Source organism: Thioclava sp. ISO4, from assembly GCF_058105145.1.
The window spans coordinates 3,253,144-3,272,790 of record NZ_CM176571.1 but is presented as its reverse complement, the minus strand read 5'-3'; the positions used below and the strand labels follow the sequence as shown (position 1 = coordinate 3,272,790).

At 64.5% G+C, this 19,647-nt stretch carries 18 protein-coding genes and 1 tRNA gene; 9 read left to right on the top strand and 10 right to left on the bottom strand.

Going from position 1 to position 19,647, the window contains the following annotated elements; all coding sequences use genetic code 11:
* Positions 1-4: 4 nt before the first annotated feature.
* A complete protein-coding gene (locus AC2TZ7_RS15990) occupies positions 5-598 on the bottom strand; it encodes an anthranilate synthase component II (RefSeq protein ID WP_078520124.1) in 594 nt (197 codons plus the stop codon).
* Between the two features lie 181 nt (positions 599-779).
* Here AC2TZ7_RS15990 and AC2TZ7_RS15985 point away from each other — a divergent pair, with 181 nt between their 5' ends.
* Complete coding sequence (locus AC2TZ7_RS15985; RefSeq protein WP_489864981.1) at positions 780-2,567, top strand: divergent polysaccharide deacetylase family protein; 1,788 nt, start codon at positions 780-782, stop codon at positions 2,565-2,567.
* A 36-nt stretch (positions 2,568-2,603) separates the two neighbouring features.
* On the opposite strand, the gene trpE is transcribed toward AC2TZ7_RS15985, so the two are convergent.
* The 7 genes from trpE to fabI all read right to left on the bottom strand — a co-directional run bounded on the left by trpE (position 2,604) and on the right by fabI (position 9,808).
* Entirely contained in the window at positions 2,604-4,115 is a 1,512-nt protein-coding gene (gene trpE / locus AC2TZ7_RS15980; RefSeq protein ID WP_489864980.1) for an anthranilate synthase component I, read from the bottom strand.
* Between the two features lie 11 nt (positions 4,116-4,126).
* Positions 4,127-5,968, bottom strand: a complete 1,842-nt coding sequence (locus AC2TZ7_RS15975) for a SurA N-terminal domain-containing protein (protein ID WP_489864979.1) — start codon at positions 5,966-5,968, stop codon at positions 4,127-4,129.
* 65 nt (positions 5,969-6,033) lie between these two features.
* Positions 6,034-7,215, bottom strand: a complete 1,182-nt coding sequence (locus AC2TZ7_RS15970; RefSeq protein ID WP_489864978.1) for an aminotransferase — start codon at positions 7,213-7,215, stop codon at positions 6,034-6,036.
* Between the two features lie 112 nt (positions 7,216-7,327).
* A complete protein-coding gene (locus AC2TZ7_RS15965; RefSeq protein ID WP_489864977.1) occupies positions 7,328-7,846 on the bottom strand; it encodes a DUF2127 domain-containing protein in 519 nt (172 codons plus the stop codon).
* Between the two features lie 3 nt (positions 7,847-7,849).
* Positions 7,850-8,356, bottom strand: coding sequence for a xanthine phosphoribosyltransferase (gpt, locus tag AC2TZ7_RS15960; RefSeq protein ID WP_075775650.1), 507 nt, complete (start codon positions 8,354-8,356; stop codon positions 7,850-7,852).
* A gap of 11 nt (positions 8,357-8,367) precedes the next feature.
* Positions 8,368-8,985 (bottom strand): LysE family translocator, encoded by a 618-nt coding sequence (locus tag AC2TZ7_RS15955; RefSeq protein ID WP_489864976.1) that lies wholly within the window; start codon positions 8,983-8,985, stop codon positions 8,368-8,370.
* 1 nt (position 8,986) lies between these two features.
* Complete coding sequence (fabI, locus tag AC2TZ7_RS15950; RefSeq protein WP_489864975.1) at positions 8,987-9,808, bottom strand: enoyl-ACP reductase FabI; 822 nt, start codon at positions 9,806-9,808, stop codon at positions 8,987-8,989.
* Between the two features lie 164 nt (positions 9,809-9,972).
* On the opposite strand from fabI, the gene pdxH reads away from it, so the two are divergent.
* The 8 genes from pdxH to AC2TZ7_RS15910 all read left to right on the top strand — a co-directional run bounded on the left by pdxH (position 9,973) and on the right by AC2TZ7_RS15910 (position 18,161).
* Positions 9,973-10,596 carry a pyridoxamine 5'-phosphate oxidase gene (gene pdxH / locus AC2TZ7_RS15945; RefSeq protein ID WP_078542894.1) on the top strand — a complete coding sequence of 208 codons (624 nt, stop codon included), beginning with the start codon at positions 9,973-9,975 and terminating at the stop codon, positions 10,594-10,596.
* A gap of 137 nt (positions 10,597-10,733) precedes the next feature.
* The gene (locus AC2TZ7_RS15940; RefSeq protein WP_489864974.1) at positions 10,734-11,270 is read left to right on the top strand and encodes a cold-shock protein; all 537 of its coding nucleotides are present in this window, start codon (positions 10,734-10,736) and stop codon (positions 11,268-11,270) included.
* Positions 11,240-11,731 (top strand): DUF192 domain-containing protein, encoded by a 492-nt coding sequence (locus tag AC2TZ7_RS15935; protein ID WP_489864973.1) that lies wholly within the window; start codon positions 11,240-11,242, stop codon positions 11,729-11,731. The genes AC2TZ7_RS15940 and AC2TZ7_RS15935 overlap by 31 nt, the downstream gene beginning before the upstream one ends.
* Before the next feature lie 40 nt (positions 11,732-11,771).
* Positions 11,772-11,848: transfer RNA gene (locus AC2TZ7_RS15930), tRNA-Pro, on the top strand.
* Between the two features lie 524 nt (positions 11,849-12,372).
* Complete coding sequence (locus AC2TZ7_RS15925) at positions 12,373-16,032, top strand: vitamin B12-dependent ribonucleotide reductase (RefSeq protein ID WP_489864972.1); 3,660 nt, start codon at positions 12,373-12,375, stop codon at positions 16,030-16,032.
* 151 nt (positions 16,033-16,183) lie between these two features.
* Entirely contained in the window at positions 16,184-16,429 is a 246-nt protein-coding gene (locus AC2TZ7_RS15920; RefSeq protein ID WP_078601734.1) for a hypothetical protein, read from the top strand.
* Positions 16,430-17,100: 671 nt separating this feature from the next.
* Complete coding sequence (locus AC2TZ7_RS15915; RefSeq protein WP_489864971.1) at positions 17,101-17,715, top strand: HD domain-containing protein; 615 nt, start codon at positions 17,101-17,103, stop codon at positions 17,713-17,715.
* 104 nt (positions 17,716-17,819) lie between these two features.
* The gene (locus tag AC2TZ7_RS15910; protein ID WP_075775641.1) at positions 17,820-18,161 is read left to right on the top strand and encodes a zinc ribbon domain-containing protein YjdM; all 342 of its coding nucleotides are present in this window, start codon (positions 17,820-17,822) and stop codon (positions 18,159-18,161) included.
* A 6-nt stretch (positions 18,162-18,167) separates the two neighbouring features.
* On the opposite strand, the gene AC2TZ7_RS15905 is transcribed toward AC2TZ7_RS15910, so the two are convergent.
* Positions 18,168-18,578: a hypothetical protein gene (locus AC2TZ7_RS15905; protein ID WP_489864970.1), complete on the bottom strand. Its 411-nt coding sequence runs from the start codon at positions 18,576-18,578 to the stop codon at positions 18,168-18,170.
* A 33-nt stretch (positions 18,579-18,611) separates the two neighbouring features.
* Positions 18,612-19,637: an SH3 domain-containing protein gene (locus AC2TZ7_RS15900; RefSeq protein WP_489864969.1), complete on the bottom strand. Its 1,026-nt coding sequence runs from the start codon at positions 19,635-19,637 to the stop codon at positions 18,612-18,614.
* Positions 19,638-19,647 lie beyond the last annotated feature (10 nt).

Here is a 19,647-nt window from a genome sequence, read left to right as displayed (position 1 = left end):
TGGCTCATGCGGGCACCTTCAGGCTGACGCCTGCCTCTGTCAGGAAATTCTTCAGCATGGCGTGGCCATGCTCGGAGGCGATGGATTCCGGGTGGAACTGCACACCCTCGATCGGCAGCTCGCGATGACGCAGGCCCATGATCGTGCCGTCGTCCAGCTCGGCGGTGATCTCGAGGCAGTCGGGCAGGCTCTCGCGCTCCACGATCAGCGAGTGGTAGCGCGTCGCTTTCAGCGGAGAGGGCAGGCCCTTGAAGCAGCCTTTGCCCTCGTGGCGGATTTCGCCCATCTTGCCATGTACGATCTCGGAGGCGCGCACGACTTTCCCGCCGAAGGCCTGACCGATGGTCTGATGCCCCAGACAGACGCCGAACAGAGGCAGTTTCGCCTCGGCCGCAGCCATCACCAGAGGCAGGCAGATGCCCGCCTGATCGGGATCGCAGGGGCCGGGCGACAGCACGATCGCTTCGGCGCCCATGCCCATCGCCTCCTGCACGTTCAGTGCGTCGTTACGCCAGACCTTCACATCGGCGCCCAGCTCGCCAAAATAGTGCACCAAATTATAGGTGAAGCTGTCATAATTATCGATGAGCAGCAGCATGGCCGGGCCCTTTCGTTTGTTGGCCCCCGGCGTTCCCCACGCATACAAGCGCCGATGCGCTCATCAAGGGGGGTGAACCGGGGATCGGGTCGGGCTATAGATGCTATCAGCGAAGGGCCGGGGTCAAGGGCAGTCCCCGCGAAAAGCCGCGTATCAAGAGCGGTGAAGATGGAGGCAGGCAATGATGCGATCTGTGATGAAGGGCGGACTGGCCGGTCTGCTGGTCGCGGTTCTGGGTGCGGGTGTGATGTCGTTGATCTTCCCGGCGCCGAAAGAGCCCGGCGAAGAGATCAAGCTCGCCGGAAGCCCGACGCCCGAAGAACCGGCGAATGTGGACCTGCCCGCGGGCTCCGATTTCTCGCGGCCCGCGACCGACCGCACGCCCGCGATGCCGACGCCGGACGGGGCGCCGCTGTCAGCGCCGACCAAGACGCCGCGCGTATCCGAGCCGCAGCCGAGCCTCGCGCCGCCCAGTGCCGACGAGATCGAGAGCGCCGCGCGCCCGGAAATGGCGACCGACATGGCCGAGCCGCGTCCCAAGGCGGACGGGGAGACGGTCGCACTCGCCGAGCCGGTCGCGCCGGAGGCGGGAGCCCAGCCCGACAGCGCGCCGCCTGCCTCTTTGCAAGGCGCGCCCGCACCCGATACCGCGCCCGAGGTTGCTCCTGTGAGCAAGTCCACGCCGGACGCGCAGCCCGAGCAGACCGCCGAAACTGCGCCCGCAGCCGAAATGCCCGCGTTGCCCGACGTCACCCTTCAGCCGCCGAAAGCGTCCGAGCAAGCGACGCGGCCTGCGGATGAGGGCGACACGACCGTCGCGGCGAATGAGATGCCCGCATTGCCCGAGGCCGAGATGACGCCCCCCGAGGCGGAGCCCCAAGCGGCCCCGTCGCTCGGTGAGATGCCCGCGCCGGATCAGTTGCCGCCCGAGGGGGAGGGGATCGACACTGCGCAGGCCGACAAGCCCGAGATCTCAAGCGACCCGGCCGCAAGCCCGGACCTGCCCGCAGGGCGCGCTCTGCCGCAAGCCGGGGATGCAGCCCCGATCAAGCCGCGCATCTTCTCGTTGCAAGACGCCCCGTCGCTGCCGGGCAAGCCGGTGGGCGGGTTCAAATCCGCGCCCGGCGTGGTTGTGGATCGCCTGCCGCAAGTGACGCCTTCGACCGCGCCTGCGCCGGGGGAAGGGGCTGACGCGCAGTCTGCGCAGGACATGCCCGAGGTCGCGGCGGTCGATGCGGCCGATCTGAACCCGATCCGAAAATTCGCAGCCCCCGCACCGATCGGCGACAAGCCGCAAATCTCGCTTGTGCTGATCGATCCGGGCGTGGCGGCAGGCGGGCTCGATCCGGCGACGATCACGGCGAGCGATCTGCCGATGACCATCGCGATCGATCCGACCCGCGACGGCGCTGCCGAAGATGCGAAAGCCTTCCGCGCGGCAGGGTTCGAGGTCGCGATCCTTGCAGCCGGACTGCCCGCCAATGCCGCGCCCGAGGATGTCGAGGTGGCGCTGGAGGCCTGGCGTCACGTGATCCCCGAGGCGGTCGCCGTCGTGGAGCCGCCGCAGCCGCAATTCCAGAACAACCGCCCGCTCGCGCGGCAGATGATTTCGGCGCTCAGCCGTGGCGGGCTCGCGGTGGTGACGCAGAAGAAGGGCTTCGACAGCGCCAACCAGATCGCGACCTCGGCCGATCTGCCGCGCGCGCAAGTCTGGCGCGTGATCGATGACGGGCGCGAGAAGGCCGCGGTGATCTCGCGGATGCTCGCGCGCGCCGATTTCGAGGCGGAGCGCAACGGCTCGGTCGTGGTGATGCTCTCGGCCTGGCCGGAATCGGTTCAGGGGATCGAGGATTGGTATGTCGATGCGCAGAACCAGGTGACCCTGACCCCGGTTTCGGCGCTGGCGCTCGATAGCGTGGCGGCTGGCACTCCGGAGACCGGGCCGAAAATGGAAAACGCGGGCCAGTAAGCCCGCGTTCTCAAAGCTTGGGAAAAGGCGGCTGGCTCAGCCGTTGCCGCGTGTCGCCACGAACAGCCCCGCATCCTCGGCGGCCTTGCGCAGCGCCTTGGACTTGTTGACCGTCTCCATCCATTCGGCCTCGGGGTCGCTATCATAGACCACGCCGCCGCCCGCCTGAATGTAGAGCGTCTTGTCCTTCACCACCGCCGTGCGCAGCGCGATGCACATATCCATCTCGCCATTGGCCGCGAAATAGCCCACGGCGCCGCCATAGATGCCGCGTTTCTCCGGCTCCAGCTCGTCGATGATCTCCATCGCGCGGACCTTGGGCGCGCCGGAGACCGTGCCCGCGGGCAGACCGGCCAGCAGCGCCGAGAGCGCGTCCTGATCGTCGGCCAGCTCGCCCACGACGTTCGAGACGATATGCATGACGTGGCTGTAGCGCTCGATGATGAATTTCTCGGTCGGGTGGACCGAGCCGATCTTGGAGACACGCCCCACATCGTTGCGGCCCAGATCGAGTAGCATCAGGTGCTCGGCCAGCTCTTTCTTGTCGGCCAGCAGGTCCTCTTCCAGCGCCTTGTCCTCGGCAGGGGTCGCGCCACGCGGACGGGTGCCCGCGATCGGGCGGATCGTCACCTCGCCCTCGCGCACGCGCACGAGGATCTCGGGCGAAGCGCCCACGATCTGGAAACCCCCGAAGTTCAGGAAGAACATGAAGGGGGAGGGGTTGGTGCGCCGCAGCGAACGATAGAGCGCGAAGGGCGGCAGCGGGAAATGCGCCGACCAGCGCTGTGCCGGAACCACCTGGAAGATGTCGCCCGCGCGGATGTAATCCTTCGCGGCCTCCACGGCGGACATGTAGCCCTCTTTGGTGAAGTTCGAATGCATCTCGCCGACCTGCAGGCTCTCGCCCAGATCGCGGCTCTCCACCGGCGTGCGGTCGAGATCGCGCAGCGCATCGGAGACCCGCTCAGCGGCCTGCGCGTAGGCCGCGCGCGCCGACATCCCCTCGGCTTGGAAGGCAGGCGCGCAGATGATCACGTCGCCCTTCACCCCGTCGAGCACGGCCACGACCGACGGGCGCAGCAGCATCGCGTCGGGCACGCCCAGCGGATCGGGGTTCACGTTCGGCAGCTTTTCGACCAGACGGATCGTGTCATAGCCGAGATAGCCGAAGAGACCCGCCGCCGCAGCGGGCAGATCGTCGGGCATCTCGATGCGGCTTTCCGCGATCAAGGCGCGCAAGCTGTCGAACGGGTGGCCGGGCAGCTCTTCCCACGCCTCGTCGAAGCGCGCCGAGCGGTTGATCCGCGCCTGCTCGCCCCGGCATTCCCAGATCACGTCCGGCTTCATGCCGACGATCGAGTAGCGCCCGCGCACCTCACCGCCGGTCACCGATTCCAGCATGAAGGAATTGGGCTGCGCCTCGGCGAGCTTGAGCATCAGCGAGACGGGCGTGTCCAGATCGGCCGCGAGCCGCGCGTAGACCAGCTGGTTTTCACCCTTGGCCCAGCGTTCCTCGAACGCCTCGAAAGAGGGGGAGAGAGCGACCACGGCGGGCCTCCTTACTGCATCTGCGACTGCACGGCGGTCACGGTCTGGTTGTCGAGATCGAGCCCGGCCTCCGACTCCACGGCGGTCGCGTAGAAATTGAGCAGGTCATTGGCCAGCGAGTTCGACAGCTGGGTGCCGATCTGACCCGAGATCAGCTTGGTGTCGGCATCTTCCATATCCGCCGGGATGACCTTGTCGGTGACGAAGACATAGACCTTGCCGTTGGCGGTGATCTGCGCGGGCTTGCCCGGCTCGGTCTTGAAGACCTTCGAGATCACCGGCGGCGGCAGTTCGTCGGAATAACCGCCCCGGCCGATGCTCGCGACCTTGGTGGTCAGCACGCCGGTCTCGCCCAGAGATTTGCCACCCTCGACCGCCGAGACGATCTCCTTGGCCCGGTCCTCTTCGGCCTGCACCACCTGATCGGCGCGCCAGGCCGCTGCGACCTCGTCCTTCACATCGGCGAAGGGCTTGGGCTGGGGCGGCACGATCTTGTTGAGGCGCAGCGCGAAGACGCCGCCATCCGAGAGCGTCTGCAGATCGGGATAGGCGTCGGTCGTGGCCTCGTCGGCCGCTTTGCGGAACTCGTCATAGCCCGCGATGCCGTCGGTGCTGTCGGCGGTGTAGGCGATCTGGCCAAGCTCCATATCAGTTTCCTTGGCCATCTCCTCGAGCGTCGCGCCGCCTGCCAGACGGTCCTGCAGGTCTTCGCTCATCTTGCCGATCTCGTTGCGCGCCTTCTCGGCTTCGGCATCGCCCGCGAGTTCGTCGCGCGCCTCGGCAAAGGAGGTTTCCTGCGCATCGATGATGCCGTTCACCTTGAACAGGGCCGGGCCCAGATCAGTCTCGACGGGGCCGACCACGGCGTTGTTCTCAGCCGCGAAGACCGGGTCTGCGGCCTTGCCCAGATCGTCGCGCGTCACGTCGCCCAGATCGGCATCGGCCAGCGTCAGGCCGCGATCCTTGGCGAGGTCGGCGAAGGTCGCGCCGCCATCCAGCTTGGCTTTCGCGGCCTTGGCCGCGTCCATGTCGGAATAGACGAGACGCTCCACGAGGCGCTTCTCGGGCTGCTTGAACTCGTCGGCGCGGCGCTCGTATTCGGCCTTCAGCGTGGCGTCGTCGATCTTGACCTTGTCGGCCAGCATGTCCGGCGTCAGCCACGCATAGGTGATGTCGCGCGTCTGGGGCGCGGTGAACTGATCGATATGGTCGTTGTAATAGGTCTGAAGCTGATCGTCGGTCGGGTCCGGGATCGCCTTGCTCAGATCGCTCTCGCTCACCTCGGCCCAGGTGAAGCCGCGCTTCTCGCTGACATATTTGGTATAGGCGTCGACCACCGGCTTGGGCGCATCCACGCCCCCTGCAACGGCGCCCTGAATGATCGAGCGCGAGAGATCGTCGCGCAGCTGAGCCTCGAATTGCGGCTCGGTATAGCCCTGCTGGCGCAGCGCGAATTTATAGGTCTCGCGGTCGAACTCGCCCGAGGCGTTCTGGAAGGCCTGCACCTTGTAGATCTGCTGCTGAAGCTCCTTGTCGCCGACCGACACGCCCAGACGGCGCGCGCTTTCGCCGATCGCGGCCTGACCGATCAGCTTGCCCAGCACCTGCTGGTCGACGCCGGAGGACCGCATCTGTGCCATCGTGACCGGCTGGCCAAGCTGCTGGCTGCGCTGCTGCATTTCCTGACGCAGCGCGCGGGCGTAATCGTCGACGGTGATCTGGGTGTCGCCGACCGCGCCGACCGATTTGGCCGAACCGGAGAAATTGCGTAGCCCGAAACCGCCGAGACCAAGGATCAGCATGGCCAGCAAGATCCAGACGACGACACTCTTGCCGTGGCTGCGCATCTTCATCGGGGGTCCTCCTAGGGCATTGTTTGTTGGGCGCTGTTTAGGGCTTTGATTACTGGCCTGCAAGGCTAGCCGCGCGTGAGGCCCGCCAGCCGGTCGCGCAGCGTGGCGATCCCGTCCGTGTCGACATTGGCGAATGCGATCCGCATCTGCTGCGCGGCCCCGTTCGCGCCTTGCGGCATGAACATCGTACCGGGCAGCATCAGCACGCCCGCCTCGCGCACCAGAGCCTGCGCGAAATCAGGAGAGGGGCGGGGATCGGGATGAGTGACATAGGCGAAATACGCCCCGCAGCCGAGCATCTCCCAGCCTTCCAGATCGGCGAAGGCGGCCTCCATCGCCGCGCGCCGGCGCAGGATTTCCGCGCGCTCGCCCGCGACCCATTGCGACAGGTGCAGCATGCCCCAAAGCGCCGCCATCTGACCGAGCTGCGAGGGGCAGATCGCCACCGTGTCGAGGAATTTCTCGACCTCGGCGAGGCGCGCCTCGCCCGCGACGATGGCTCCGACGCGGTGGCCCGTCAGGCGATAGGCTTTCGAGAAGGAATAGAGATGGATGAAATAGTCCGGCCAGTCGGGATCCGAGAACAGGTCATGCGGCGCGCCAGTGCGCGAGTCGAAATCGCGATAGGTCTCGTCCACGATCAGCGCGAGCTTGTGACGCTTGGCCAGATCGGCGAAGGCGCGCAGCAGTTCGGCCGGATATTCCGCCCCGCCCGGATTGTTCGGCGAGACCAGCACGATCGCGCGCGTCTTGTCGGTGATCTTCGCGGCTGCCTCCTCCGGGTCGGGCAGAAGCCCCGCGCCGGGGGCTAGCGGCACCGTCTGCACGCCCGCCATGTCGAGCCACATCTTGTGATTGAAATACCATGGCGTCGGCAGGATCACCTCGTCGCCGGGACCTGCGAGCGTGGCGAGCGTCGCGCAAAACGCCTGATTGCAGCCTTGGGTGATCGCGACCTGACGCGCTGCGATCTCGCCGCTATAGGCGAGGCTCCATTGATGCGCGAGCTCCGCACGCAGATCGGGCAGGCCCAGAACGGGGCCGTAAAGATGCGCCTGCGGATCGTTCAGCGCGGCCTCGGCGATAGCCTGACGCAGCGCCTCGGGCGGCGGATCGACGGGGGCTGCCTGAGAGACGTTGATCAGCGGGCGATCGGCGGTGAACTCGACCCCGTCGAGCCAGCGCCGCGCCTCCATGACCGGGGGCGGGAAGGTGGCGGCGAGCGCGGGGTTGAGCGGATGGGGCATGATGGTCCTCTTGGCTGATCGGCGCGAGATCAGCAGAGCGCCGCGCGCTTGGCAAGAGGCGGGAGCCTCCGGCGGGGATATTTGGATCGAGAAGAAGGGGCGCAGCGCCCCCCTAGCTGTGTCCCTCGCGGGGTTTGCGCCAGGCAAAGCTGTGGCGCACCGACCATTCGCGGATCGTCAGCGCGATCACCAGAAGGTCCAGCGCGGTCAGCGCCAGCATCCCTGCGCCGTGGTTCAGGCTGTAGAGATACATCTGGTAGGCCACGAAACCCGACATCATCACGATCGCCAGCGGATAGGCCCAGATCAGCCCGCGGATCAGCAGTATCACCACGACGAGTTTCAGCAGCCCGTGGCTGGTGAAATAGAAGCCATAGAAATCCTGCGTCTGGATCGAGAAGTGATGCGCCGCGCTCAGAAGCGCGTTGGCGATGCGGTCATTGGGGTCTTCGCGCAGCTCGCGCGCGGTTATCCAATGCGCCGCATCGAAGAGCGCGTTTTTCGGCATGCCGAGAAGCGCGAGACCCGACAGGGTCTCGGCCGTCTCGAACAGAGCCTTGAGGATCAGGCTTACCTCGAAGAGCCAGTGCAGGAACCGACCCAGAGGGGTTCCGGGGGCGCCGAATTTCACCGATCAGTCCGTGCCGCGATAGGGCTGCACATATTGCAGCGCCATGTCCCAGGGGAAGAAGATCCAGGTGTCCTGGCTGACCTCGGTGATGAAGGTGTCGACCAGCGGCGCGCCCATCGGCTTGGCGTAGACGGTGGCGAATTGCGCCTTCGGGAAGAGGTCGCGCACCAGTTTCAGCGTGTTGCCGGTATCGACGAGGTCGTCGACGATCAGTACGCCTTCGCCGCCGTTTTCCATCAGGCTCTCTTGCGTCGGCTTGATGACCTGCGCTTCGCGCTGTTCCTGATGGTTGTAGCTTTTGACCGAGATCGTATCGACCGTGCGGATGTCGAGTTCGCGCGCGACGATCGCCGCCGGAACGAGGCCGCCACGGGTGATGCCCACCACCGCGCGCCAGCTGCCGTCGCCCGGGCCCTTGCCGTCGAGGCGCCATGCCAGCGCACGGGCATCCCGGTGGATTTGGTCCCAGCTGACGTGGAAGCCTTTTTCATGCGGCAGACGATCGGACATCGGGGGTCTCCTCAGCTCAGAGCGAGTTTCAGACCGAGCAGCGCCAGCAGGCCGCCAAAGCAGCGCTCGATCACGGTTTTCAGGTTCAGATAGGCCGCGCGCGTCTTCTCGAGCGAGAAGATCCGCGCGACGATGACGTTCCATCCCGCATCGTTGAACATCACGATGCCGAGGATCGCGACATAGGCCCAGGCGGGCGCCGACGGCGGGATGAAGGTCAGGAAGACAGTGCCGAAGAACACGGCGGGTTTGGGGTTGGCGAGCTGGGTCGAGATGCCGAGCCAGATCAGCCGGGGGATCGAGCGGGTGCGCGGCAGGTCGGGGATCGCTTCATCCATCGGGTCGCCCGCATGGCGCCACATCTTATAGGCGAGCCAGAGCAGATAGGCCGCGCCCGCGATCTTGAGCGTGGTCAGCAGGGCAGGGGCGACCTTGAAGACGAGGGCGAGGCCGAACAGCGCCGCCGCCGCCCAGATCACTGCGCCCAAGCCGATGCCGAGCGCGAGCCAGATGCCGCGTCCGAAGCCCTCGCGCAGACCCGTGCGCGCAGCCAAAAGCACAGCTGGCCCCGGCGACATCGCCGCGGCCAGATGCACGAAATAGATCGCGGTGAGGGCCGCGAGGGTCATCTCATTCCTTCCGCTTGGTGACCACGTCGATATCGGGCGCGTCGACCGCTTTCATGCCCACCACGTGATAGCCAGCGTCGACATGCAGCGTCTCGCCGGTGGTGCCGGAACCGAGATCGGAGAGCAGGTAGAGCGCGGCTTTGCCGACCTCTTCCTGCGTCACGTTGCGGCGCAGCGGCGAGTTCAGCTCGTTCCACTTCATGATGTAGCGGAAATCACCGATGCCCGAAGCCGCGAGGGTCTTGATCGGGCCGGCGGAGATCGCGTTGCAGCGGATACCGTCCTTGCCCAGATCCTCGGCGATATACATCACGCTGGCTTCCAGCGCCGCTTTCGCCACGCCCATCACGTTGTAATGCGGCATGACCTGCTCGGCACCGTAATAGGTGAGCGTGAGCAGCGAGCCGCCCTCGTTCATCATCGCAGCCGCTTCCTTGCACACGGCGGTGAAGGAATAGACCGAGATGTCCATCGTGGATTTGAAATTGTCGCGCGACGTGTCGACGTAGCGCCCGCGCAGCTCCGACTTGTCGGAGAAGCCGATCGCGTGGACGACGAAATCGATGCTGTCCCAATGGGTGCGCAGCGTCTCGAAGAGCGTCTGGATCGAGTCGCCGCTGGCGACGTCGCATTCGACGAGGATCTCGGAGCCGAGCTGTTCGGCCAGCGGTCCCACGCGCTTCTTCAGCGCCTCGCCCTGGAACGAGAAGGCCAGCTCCGCACCGGCATCCGCGAGGGCTTTGGCGATGCCCCAGGCGATGGATTTGTCATTCGCAAGGCCCATAATCAGCCCGCGCTTGCCTGCCATCAGGTTGTTTGACATGTCAGGTTTTCCCCCGCTTCGCTCTGGTAAGTCCGAATGCTTTAGGCGAAAGGTGGAGACGCATCAAGGCTACTGACCTCCGGTCAAGCATGATCGTGTGGATCGTGTTGCAGATCGGGGCGTTGCGCCTGATGTGCGAAGCGGCGGCGAGACTGGAGGCGAGTATGAGTGACAGAACCGGAATTTTCGCAGGCGACGATCCCTTTGCCATCGCGCAGACATGGCTGGATGAGGCCGCGGACACCGAGATCAACGATCCCAACGCGATTGCCTTGGCGACGGTCGATCCGGACGGGTTGCCCAATGCGCGCATGGTTCTTCTCAAGGAAATCGAGGGACGCGACATGCCCTCCGGCGGGGCTTTCGTCTTCTACACCAACTACGGATCGGTGAAGGCGCAGGAGATCGAAAGCGCCGGAAAAGCCGCCTTCGTGATGCATTGGAAATCGCTGCGCCGCCAGATTCGGGTTCGCGGTATGGTTGAGCGCGAAGAGGGGCCGCAGGCCGACGCCTACTACAAGTCGCGCTCGCTGAAATCGCGTCTCGGCGCTTGGGCTTCACGGCAAAGTGAGCCGCTGAGTTCGCGCAGCGCCTTGATGGCGGAGGTCGCGAAGGTAACCGCGAGCCACGGCGCGAATCCCGATCGACCGCCGTTTTGGGGAGGGTTCAGAATCAAGCCGTTGGAGCTGGAATTCTGGGCAGACGGTTCTTTTCGCCTTCATGATCGCTTCCGCTGGAGCCGGCAAACCCTTGCCGATCAGTGGGTTGTGACCCGCTTGAACCCCTGAAACTCGCGCTTCGTGAATTGCATAGGGTCTTGAAACTTTGGGCAATCTCTTGAAGTGTCCCTTAAACACCGCATTTCCAGAAGGACGTGCGGAGGAAATGCGAACAGGAAAGCCCGCGAATGCAAACGGGATGGAATATGCTGGGGGAGTCCGAGGCTGAGCTTCGTGAGGTGACCGGCACCGTCAAATGGTTCGACCCTGTCAAAGGGTTCGGCTTCATCGTCGATGGCGAAGGAGGGCCGGACATCCTGCTTCATGCGAATGTTCTGCGCAATTTCGGTCAGGGCTCGATTGCCGATCACGCGCGGATTCGCGTCCAGATGCAGCTGACCCCGCGCGGCGCGCAGGCGGTCGAGGTTTTGGAGATTCTTCCTCCGGAAGGCGAGCCCGTCGCGCCGATCGAGGATCTGGGCGACAACACCTTCGACGATATCGCGGCGCTGCCATTGGAGCCGGCGCGGGTGAAATGGTTCGAAAAGGCCAAGGGCTTCGGCTTTGCCAATGTCTTCGAGAATGATGAGGACATCTTCATCCATATGGAAGTTCTGCGCCGGTCGGGTTTTGCCGATCTGACCCCCGGCGAAGCGGTGTGCCTGCGCGTGATCGAAGGCAAGCGCGGTCGGATGGCGGCACAGGTTCTCGCATGGGATGCCGGTTTGAAATCCGGGCGCTGAGCGCCGCGCTTTTCCTTGCCGTAACGCCGGGCCTCGCCGCGGCGGAAGGGGCGCAGTGCCGCGATGACCTCGCTATTCTGCGCACCGCGAACGAGCCGGTCAGCTTCACCGTCGAGATTGCCGATAGCAGCGCCGAGCGCGCGCAGGGCCTGATGGGGCGGCGCGAGATGGACGAAGGGGCAGGGATGCTCTTCATCTACGAGCATGCGCGGGAGGTCGCCTTCTGGATGCATGACACGCCGCTGCCGCTCGACATGGTGTTCATCGATCCGACGGGCGAGGTGGTGAAGGTCGCGGCCAATACGACGCCCAATGACGACACTCCGATTCCCTCCGGCGCACCGGTGCGCTACGTGCTCGAGATCAATGCCGGGATGGCGGCGCGCCACGGCATCGCGCCGGGCACGCAACTGGCGCATCCCAGCGTTGACCCGGCGCAGGCCGCATTTCCCTGCGAATGACCCTTTCCTTGGGACGAGCCTCTTTGTAAGGAGAGGGCGTCGGGGCGTAGCGCAGCCTGGTAGCGCGTCTGTTTTGGGTACAGAAGGTCGTGAGTTCGAATCTCGCCGCCCCGACCATCCCCTCGAAATCGCCGGAATCGGGCCCGCTATATCTAGTGGTAGGCTCTTGATTGTGACACTAGCGACACGCTCTTCGGCTTTGCCCAAATTTTGCGCAACCCCGGCGAGGCTATCCACAAGATATTGCGTTCTGTGGATTGAAATTGCCAGATGAGCGGCTAAAGCCCCCGAATCTTCAATGAAATTTGGCTCTTATTGGTGCCGCAGTGCAGCGCCCATGCGTTAACCAAATGTGGAGGAATCGTGCAGCGCGCTTCCCTCGGGGCCGGTCAACTGAAAAATGGACTGACTCTAGGTGAAAGTTTCGTTGACGGCTCGGTGCGCCTACGGCAGGTTGTGTGGTGTCGGAGGCTAACCCACCAGATGTAGTGGAGCCTAGGGCCAAGGGACAGATTTCGGACATTGCACCCCCGAATCCGGGGCGCGCAGCCCTCGCGGTGTCGACTGCGAGGCCCGGGCTTCTTTGTCTTCTGCGGCTCCCGCCGGCACCTGATTGGACTGACTGCAACGGGGACAGGGCAATGAAGATCGAACGGAAGTTCACCACCGACGAAACCGGCGCCTACGGCGCGCTGGAATTCACGACGACCACGTCTGAGATTCGCAATCCCGACGGGAAAGTGGTGTTCCGAAACGAGTCGGTCGAAGTGCCCGGCCGTTGGAGCCAGGTGGCGTCCGACGTGCTCGCGCAGAAATACTTCCGCAAGGCCGGCGTTCCGGCGGCGCTGAAGAAGGTCAAAGAGAAGGGCGTGCCGGAATTCCTGTGGCGCTCGGTCCCCGATGAAGACGCGCTTGCTCAGCTCCCCGAAGAGGCGCGCTACACCGGTGAAAACTCGGCCAAGCAAGTGTTCGACCGTCTCGCCGGTGCCTGGTGCTATTGGGGCTGGAAGGGCGGCTACTTCTCCACGGAAGCTGATGCGCAGGCTTACTATGACGAGATGCGCTTCATGCTGGCCGAACAGATGGCCGCGCCGAACTCGCCGCAATGGTTCAACACCGGCCTGCATTGGGCTTACGGCATCGACGGCCCCGGTCAGGGTCACTTCTATGTCGATCACAAGTCGGGCAAGCTGACCTCCTCGACCTCGGCCTACGAACACCCGCAGCCCCATGCCTGCTTCATCCAGTCGGTCTCGGACGATCTGGTGAAAGAGGGCGGGATCATGGACCTCTGGGTCCGTGAAGCGCGCCTGTTCAAATACGGCTCGGGCACCGGCACCAACTTCTCGAGCCTGCGCGCCGAAGGCGAGAGCCTCTCGGGCGGCGGCAAATCCTCGGGCCTGATGGGCTTTTTGAAGATCGGCGACCGCGCAGCGGGTGCGATCAAGTCGGGCGGCACCACGCGCCGCGCGGCGAAGATGGTGATCTGCGACATGGATCACCCCGATATCGAGGAATTCGTCAACTGGAAGGTCATCGAAGAGCAGAAAGTGGCCTCGCTGGTCGCGGGCTCCAAGCTGCATGAGCGTGAGCTGAACGGCATCTTCACCGCGATCCGCGAATTCGACGGCTCGACGGAAACCTCGGTCGATCCGAGCCAGAACGAGGCGCTGAAAGACGCGATCAAATCCGCCAAGCGCGTGATGATCCCGGAGACCTATATCAACCGCGTGCTGCAATATGCGCGGCAGGGTTATGCCAGCATCGAATTCCCGACCTACGACACTGATTGGGACTCGGAAGCCTATGTCTCGGTTTCGGGTCAGAACTCGAACAACTCGGTCCGCGTCACCAACGCTTTCCTGAAAGCGGTGAAGGACGATGCCGATTGGGAACTGGTGCGCCGCACCGATGGCAAGGTCGCCAAGACCGTGAAGGCGCGCGATCTGTGGGAGCAGGTCGGCCACGCCGCCTGGGCCTGCGCCGATCCGGGCATCCAGTTCCACGACACCGTCAACGAATGGCACACCTGCCCCGAAGACGGTGCGATCCGCGGCTCGAACCCGTGCTCGGAATACATGTTCCTCGACGACACGGCCTGTAACCTCGCTTCGATGAACCTGCTGACCTTCTACAAGGACGGCAAATTCGACGCGGAAAGCTACATGCACGCCACCCGCCTGTGGACCGTGACGCTGGAAATCTCGGTGCTGATGGCGCAGTTCCCCTCGAAGGAAATTGCGCAGCGCAGCTACGACTTCCGCACGCTGGGCCTCGGCTACGCCAATATCGGCGGCCTGCTGATGAACATGGGTCTGGGCTACGACTCCAAGGAAGGCCGGGCGCTGTGTGGCGCGCTGACCGCCGTGATGACCGGTGTCTCCTATGCCACCTCGGCAGAGATGGCGGGCGAGCTGGGCGCGTTCCCGGGTTACGAGAAGAACGCCAAGCACATGCTGCGCGTCATCCGCAACCACCGCAACGCGGCCTACGGCAAGACCGAGGGCTACGAGGCGCTCGAGACCAAACCGGTTGCGCTCGATCACAAGGGCTGCCCCGATCAGGATCTGATCGCGCTCGCCACCCAAGCCTGGGACGAGGCGCTGGCGCTGGGCGAGAAGCACGGCTACCGCAACGCCCAAGTGTCGGTGATCGCGCCGACCGGGACGATCGGTCTCGTGATGGATTGCGACACCACCGGGATCGAGCCGGACTTCGCGCTGGTGAAGTTCAAGAAGCTCGCAGGCGGCGGCTACTTCAAGATCATCAACCGCTCGGTGCCCGGCGCGCTCGAGACGCTGGGCTACGGCTCGGCGCAGATCGAAGAGATCATCGCCTATGCCGTGGGGCACGCCAGCCTCGGCAACTGCCCCGACATCAACACCACGGCGCTGATCGGCCACGGCTTCGGCCCGCGCGAGATCGAGAAGGTCGAGGCCGCGCTGCCGACCGCCTTCGATATCCGCTTCGTCTTCAACCAGTGGACGCTGGGCGAGGAGTTCTGCACCCAGACGCTGGGCATCCCGGCCGAGAAGCTGAACGATCCGACCTTCGACATGCTGCGTCACCTCGGCTTCACCAAGAAGCAGATCGACGCCGCGAACGACCATGTCTGCGGGACGATGACGCTGGAAGGGGCGCCGCACTTGAAGGAAGAGCACCTGAGCGTGTTCGACTGCGCCAATCCCTGCGGCAAGAAGGGCAAGCGTTACCTCAGCGTCGACAGCCATATCTACATGATGGCCGCCGCGCAGAGCTTCATCTCGGGGGCGATCTCGAAGACGATCAACATGGCGAACCACGCCTCGATCGAAGACGTGAAAGCGGCTTACGAGCTGAGCTGGTCGCTCGGCATCAAGGCCAACGCGCTCTATCGTGACGGATCGAAACTGTCGCAGCCGCTGGCCGCCGCGCTGGTCGAGGATGACGAGGAGGCCGAGGAAATCCTCGCCACCGGTTCGACCCAGGAGAAGGCCGCCGTGCTCGCCGAGAAGATCGTCGAGAAGGTGCTGGTCAAGGAGATCGTGCGCAGCCACCGCGAGAAGCTCCCCGAGCGCCGCAAGGGCTACACCCAGAAGGCGGTCGTGGGCGGCCACAAGGTCTATCTGCGCACCGGCGAATATCACGACGGCACGCTGGGCGAGATCTTCATCGACATGCACAAGGAAGGCGCTGGCTTCCGGGCGATGATGAACAACTTCGCGATCGCCGTGTCGGTCGGCCTGCAATATGGCGTGCCGCTGGAAGAGTTCGTGGACGCCTTCACCTTCACCAAGTTCGAACCCGCCGGCATGGTTCAGGGCAACGACTCGATCAAGAACGCGACCTCGATCCTCGATTACGTGTTCCGCGAACTGGCCGTGTCCTATCTCGACCGCACCGACCTCGCGCATATCAAGCCCGAGGGCACCAGCTTCGACGATCTGGGCGGTGGCGAGAACGAGGGCAAGCGCGCCGATGGCAATGTCGAGCCGATCTCGGAGAACGCCTCGAAATCGCTCGAAGTGCTGCGCCAGATTTCTTCGACCGGCTACCTGCGCAAGCGCCTGCCGCAAGAGCTGATGGTGCTGCAGGGCGGTGTGGACGTCGTGACCTCGCAGATGCCCGCGCAAAGCGCGCAGGCCCGTGCCTCCAGCTCCACCGCGGTCTCCTCTGGCGGTGTCCAGATGGATGCGCGCGCCAAGGCGAAGATGCAGGGCTACGAGGGCGAGGCCTGCGGCGATTGCGGCAACTACACGCTGGTGCGCAACGGCACCTGCATGAAGTGCAACACCTGCGGGGCGACCAGCGGTTGCTCTTGAGGGACAGGGGTCTCGGTCTGGCGGCCGGGGCCCCGACGACGACCACACGCGATCCGCGTGGCGGGGACTGGGACGTGAAGACTGGGGGCCTCTCTCGCATGGCGGGCCCGAGGGACAGAACGACCGCCAAAGGCGGCAAAAGGAGCGGAAATTGGACCTGATCGTCGGCAATAAGAAGGTGACCCCGAAAGCCACGCGCCGGATTCCCGGTGGCATCGAGGCCGAGCTGGTGGGCGAGGAACTGACCTCGCTGATCGACGCGACCTTCACCGGCATCGAGATCGCCTGCCTCGGCGGCGACCTCGATCATCACGCGCTCGACGTGACCGATATCCGCATGGCCGGTAGCGCGACGACCGTCACGCTGATGACTGCGCGCGAGATGGCGCTGCACTGAGATTGAGGGTCGAGGAGGAAAGCGCCAACTTTCCCCCTCGGGCCATTCCGCAAGAGCTTAGCACGCTGCGGAAGGACCAAAACTCGGCCCGACAGGGTCGATAACGATGAAAGACCACGAACCGGGTGAAGGGATCAATAGCGTGCTTCCAAAAGTCCACATGTTTTCACGTCGCTGTGGATAGGTGTGGATAAGCTGCCAAGGAGATTAAGATGGCACGTAAGAAGATTACCGTAACCCGAGAGACAAGCACCGGATTGAACACTCGTTTTAACGTTCCGGGGCAAGGGAAAATAACTCGCGGGCGGCTTGCAGAACAAGTCGAACGTGGAGAGCACGAAGGATACCACGTCCGCAGAGTGAACGGACGGCGGATCGTCGCTTCGAACCCTGACGACAGCTCGAGAAATAATCTCGGGTGATATGAGATCCGGGGCGGGTGCGCTCGCCCCAGACGCTGAGAAGGCCCAGGCAAAACGACGATAAGCTCGGGCGGTCAACGAATGAGCCTGATCGGCGAAACTGGCCCTCTCCAACCCCCCGGAGAGGGCCGCATTATTTCTTGGGGGGGGGCAGGGACGGGCTCTGGTCATTTGCGCGGCCGCGCGTCACGATATGCGCAGTGGCCCGAGGGGGCCGAGGATCGAAACCCGCAACCGGAAGGACCGCAGATGACCGCATCCGGACCGACAGTCTCCTTCACCCAGATGAAAGACGGCACCCGCGAGGATTACGAACTGCTCGAAGAGCTGGAAAAGCCCTTCCTTGCAGGCACGGCGGACCGGCTGTTGCGCGAATTGGCCGCACAGGCGGAAGAGACGCTGTCGGGCTACCAGATCACGCGGCTCGAACACGGGCTGCAGGCGGCAACGCGGGCGCGGCGCGACGGGGCGGATCTCGACTGGGTCGTGGCGGCGCTGCTGCACGATATCGGCGACCGGCTCGCCCCGCAGAACCACGACCGGATGGCCGCCGAAATCCTGCGCCCCTATGTCCGCGAGGAGGTTTCGTGGGTGGTGGAGCATCACGGCATCTTCCAGATCGCCTATTACGGCCATCACTACGGTTGGGACCCGGAAGAGCGGCAGAAGTTCAAGGATCATCCCTGCTACAACAGCTGCGAGCAATTCTGCGAGCGCTGGGATCAGTCGAGCTTCGATCCGGACTATCCGATGGACCCGCTGGAGAGCTTCGTCGAGGATGTCCGCACGGTATTCGCCCGCAAGGCCTATGCGCCCGAAGTGCTGCGCGCGGGCGAGGTTCACGGCCTGCCCGACCCCGCCTGAGCGGGCCGGCGTCGCACCGGCCACACCGGTCCTCTCCCGCTTTTTGTCGCAGGTGGAGAGATTTTTCTGGCGATAACACGCGTGTGAGAGTACGGGCATGACCCATGAGCGATACCTTGCCCCCGTGCCCCGAATGCAACTCGTCCTTCACCTACGAGATGGACGCCCTCCTGATCTGTCCCGAATGCGGCCATGAATGGTCGGCCTCGGGTGACGCGGATGCGCCCGCCGAGGTGCGCGATGCGGTCGGCAACGTGCTGAACGACGGCGACACGGTGACCGTGATCAAGGACCTCAAGGTGAAGGGCTCTTCCTCGGTCGTGAAGGTCGGCACCAAGGTGCGCGGCATTCGTCTCGTGGACGGCGATCACGACATCGACTGCAAGGTGCCCGGTATCGGCCAGATGGGGCTGAAGTCGCAATTCGTGAAAAAGGTTTCCGAGTAAGCCTGCTCACTGTCGCGTTGCGACCCAGCTGCCCCTGCACCCGTCGACGTTTTCATAATTCCCCACGAGGCGCCCCTTGACGAGGTGCCCCTTGAGCGAACCGACAGAGCGCGTCCGGAAGTAGAAATTCCCGACGATCCGGTCGGCTCCGACGACATGCCCGGAAATCCTGTAGGATGCTCCGTAGGTGTTGGTGGCGTAGCCCGAAAGCCGGCCGTCCTGGATGCGTATCCCGCCATAGCCCGGCGTGCAGGGGCGATCCATCACATGCATGGTCTGAGGGGTGTATCTTCCGACCCAGTGCCCATCGAGGAGGCTTGGCCGTCCGTCGGGTGGCTCTGGAACGCAGGCTGCGAGCGCGATCAGGGTTACGCCCGCGAGGATCGCGGTGGCGGCCCTGCGTGTGAGTGTCGTCATCGATTTGTCCTCCCCGATTGGCGCCGCCTGCGTTCACTCGATCCCGACGATCATCGTGAAGGGGGCCGGGGCGTCGCCGATATTGTAGACCGTGATCCGGTTTTCGCCGTTCAGCCAGAGCTGGCCGCGATAGTCCCGCCTGCCGCCGCGGCTCTCGTATAGAAGCTCGCCGTCCGGGGTGAAGATGTTGAAATGCACGGCGGGCGAGCCGGTCTGTAGCTGCGCCGTCAGGAATTGCTTTTCCCGCGCGCCGAGCCGGTAATTGATCGCAGCTCCGGGGGCGAGGGTCGATGTCAGCACCGCGCCGCTCGTGCCGGGGGCGAACTGGACCTGCTGATCGCGAGTCTCGGGTTCGACCCTGCGCGGCGGCGGAGCAGCGCCTTCGCGCAGGTAGCGTCCGGCGACCCAGCCGGTTAGAGAGCCTTCGGTTGCCGCCACGTTGCACCAGCGCTGGCCCTCGTTCATCCGGCAGCCCATGTTGCGCAGGATCGCCCCCTCGGGAAACCGCCCGATGATCGTAGCCCCGGTCGAGGGCCCCGCGCGCAGGTTCGGCGGATCGTTGATATCGCCGGTCTGGACCTGCCAGAAATCCGGCCCGCCCTGCAGCCCGTCGGCATAATCGCCCTGCACGACCGCGCCGGTCTTCCCGGTGATCCCGATCCGGATCTCGAAATTCGCCACCTCGTCGCGCCGCGCCGCCGAACGCATCATGTAGACCGAGATCTTGTAGGTGCCCGAGCTGGGCAGCGTGCCGGTATAGTGATTGATCTCGGGCGTGAACTGGCTGTTCATGATCGCCTGATCGCCGGGCCCAGTTCCGGGGCCGTAGAGGTTGAAATAAGTGGCGGTGTGGTTCGTGGACAGCTTGATATCGATCGTCTGACCGGCCTCGGCGCCGATCGTGTAGATCACGCTGTCATAGCCCTTGATGCGATCGCTCAGAACCGCGTTATCCGCTCCGGTTGCGAAATAGACCGGAACCTCGCGCATCTCCTCGGCGAGGGCAGGCGTGGCGAAGGAGAGCGCCGCGACGAAGACATATCCCAGAAGCCGGTTCATACCGATCCTC

Bases quoted from the DNA above. Each gene is read 5' to 3' on its own strand.
- AC2TZ7_RS15940 (WP_489864974.1), top strand. From the start codon at position 10,734: ATGCTGGGGGAGTCCGAGGCTGAGCTTCGTGAGGTGACCGGCACCGTC.
- AC2TZ7_RS15900 (WP_489864969.1), bottom strand. From the start codon at position 19,637: ATGAACCGGCTTCTGGGATATGTCTTCGTCGCGGCGCTCTCCTTCGCC.
- AC2TZ7_RS15970 (WP_489864978.1), bottom strand. From the start codon at position 7,215: ATGCCCCATCCGCTCAACCCCGCGCTCGCCGCCACCTTCCCGCCCCCG.
- AC2TZ7_RS15910 (WP_075775641.1), top strand. From the start codon at position 17,820: ATGAGCGATACCTTGCCCCCGTGCCCCGAATGCAACTCGTCCTTCACC.
- AC2TZ7_RS15915 (WP_489864971.1), top strand. From the start codon at position 17,101: ATGACCGCATCCGGACCGACAGTCTCCTTCACCCAGATGAAAGACGGC.
- AC2TZ7_RS15925 (WP_489864972.1), top strand. From the start codon at position 12,373: ATGAAGATCGAACGGAAGTTCACCACCGACGAAACCGGCGCCTACGGC.
- AC2TZ7_RS15985 (WP_489864981.1), top strand. From the start codon at position 780: ATGATGCGATCTGTGATGAAGGGCGGACTGGCCGGTCTGCTGGTCGCG.
- AC2TZ7_RS15955 (WP_489864976.1), bottom strand. From the start codon at position 8,985: ATGACCCTCGCGGCCCTCACCGCGATCTATTTCGTGCATCTGGCCGCG.
- gpt (WP_075775650.1), bottom strand. From the start codon at position 8,356: ATGTCCGATCGTCTGCCGCATGAAAAAGGCTTCCACGTCAGCTGGGAC.
- AC2TZ7_RS15905 (WP_489864970.1), bottom strand. From the start codon at position 18,578: ATGACGACACTCACACGCAGGGCCGCCACCGCGATCCTCGCGGGCGTA.
- fabI (WP_489864975.1), bottom strand. From the start codon at position 9,808: ATGTCAAACAACCTGATGGCAGGCAAGCGCGGGCTGATTATGGGCCTT.
- AC2TZ7_RS15975 (WP_489864979.1), bottom strand. From the start codon at position 5,968: ATGAAGATGCGCAGCCACGGCAAGAGTGTCGTCGTCTGGATCTTGCTG.
- AC2TZ7_RS15935 (WP_489864973.1), top strand. From the start codon at position 11,240: ATGGGATGCCGGTTTGAAATCCGGGCGCTGAGCGCCGCGCTTTTCCTT.
- AC2TZ7_RS15990 (WP_078520124.1), bottom strand. From the start codon at position 598: ATGCTGCTGCTCATCGATAATTATGACAGCTTCACCTATAATTTGGTG.
- pdxH (WP_078542894.1), top strand. From the start codon at position 9,973: ATGAGTGACAGAACCGGAATTTTCGCAGGCGACGATCCCTTTGCCATC.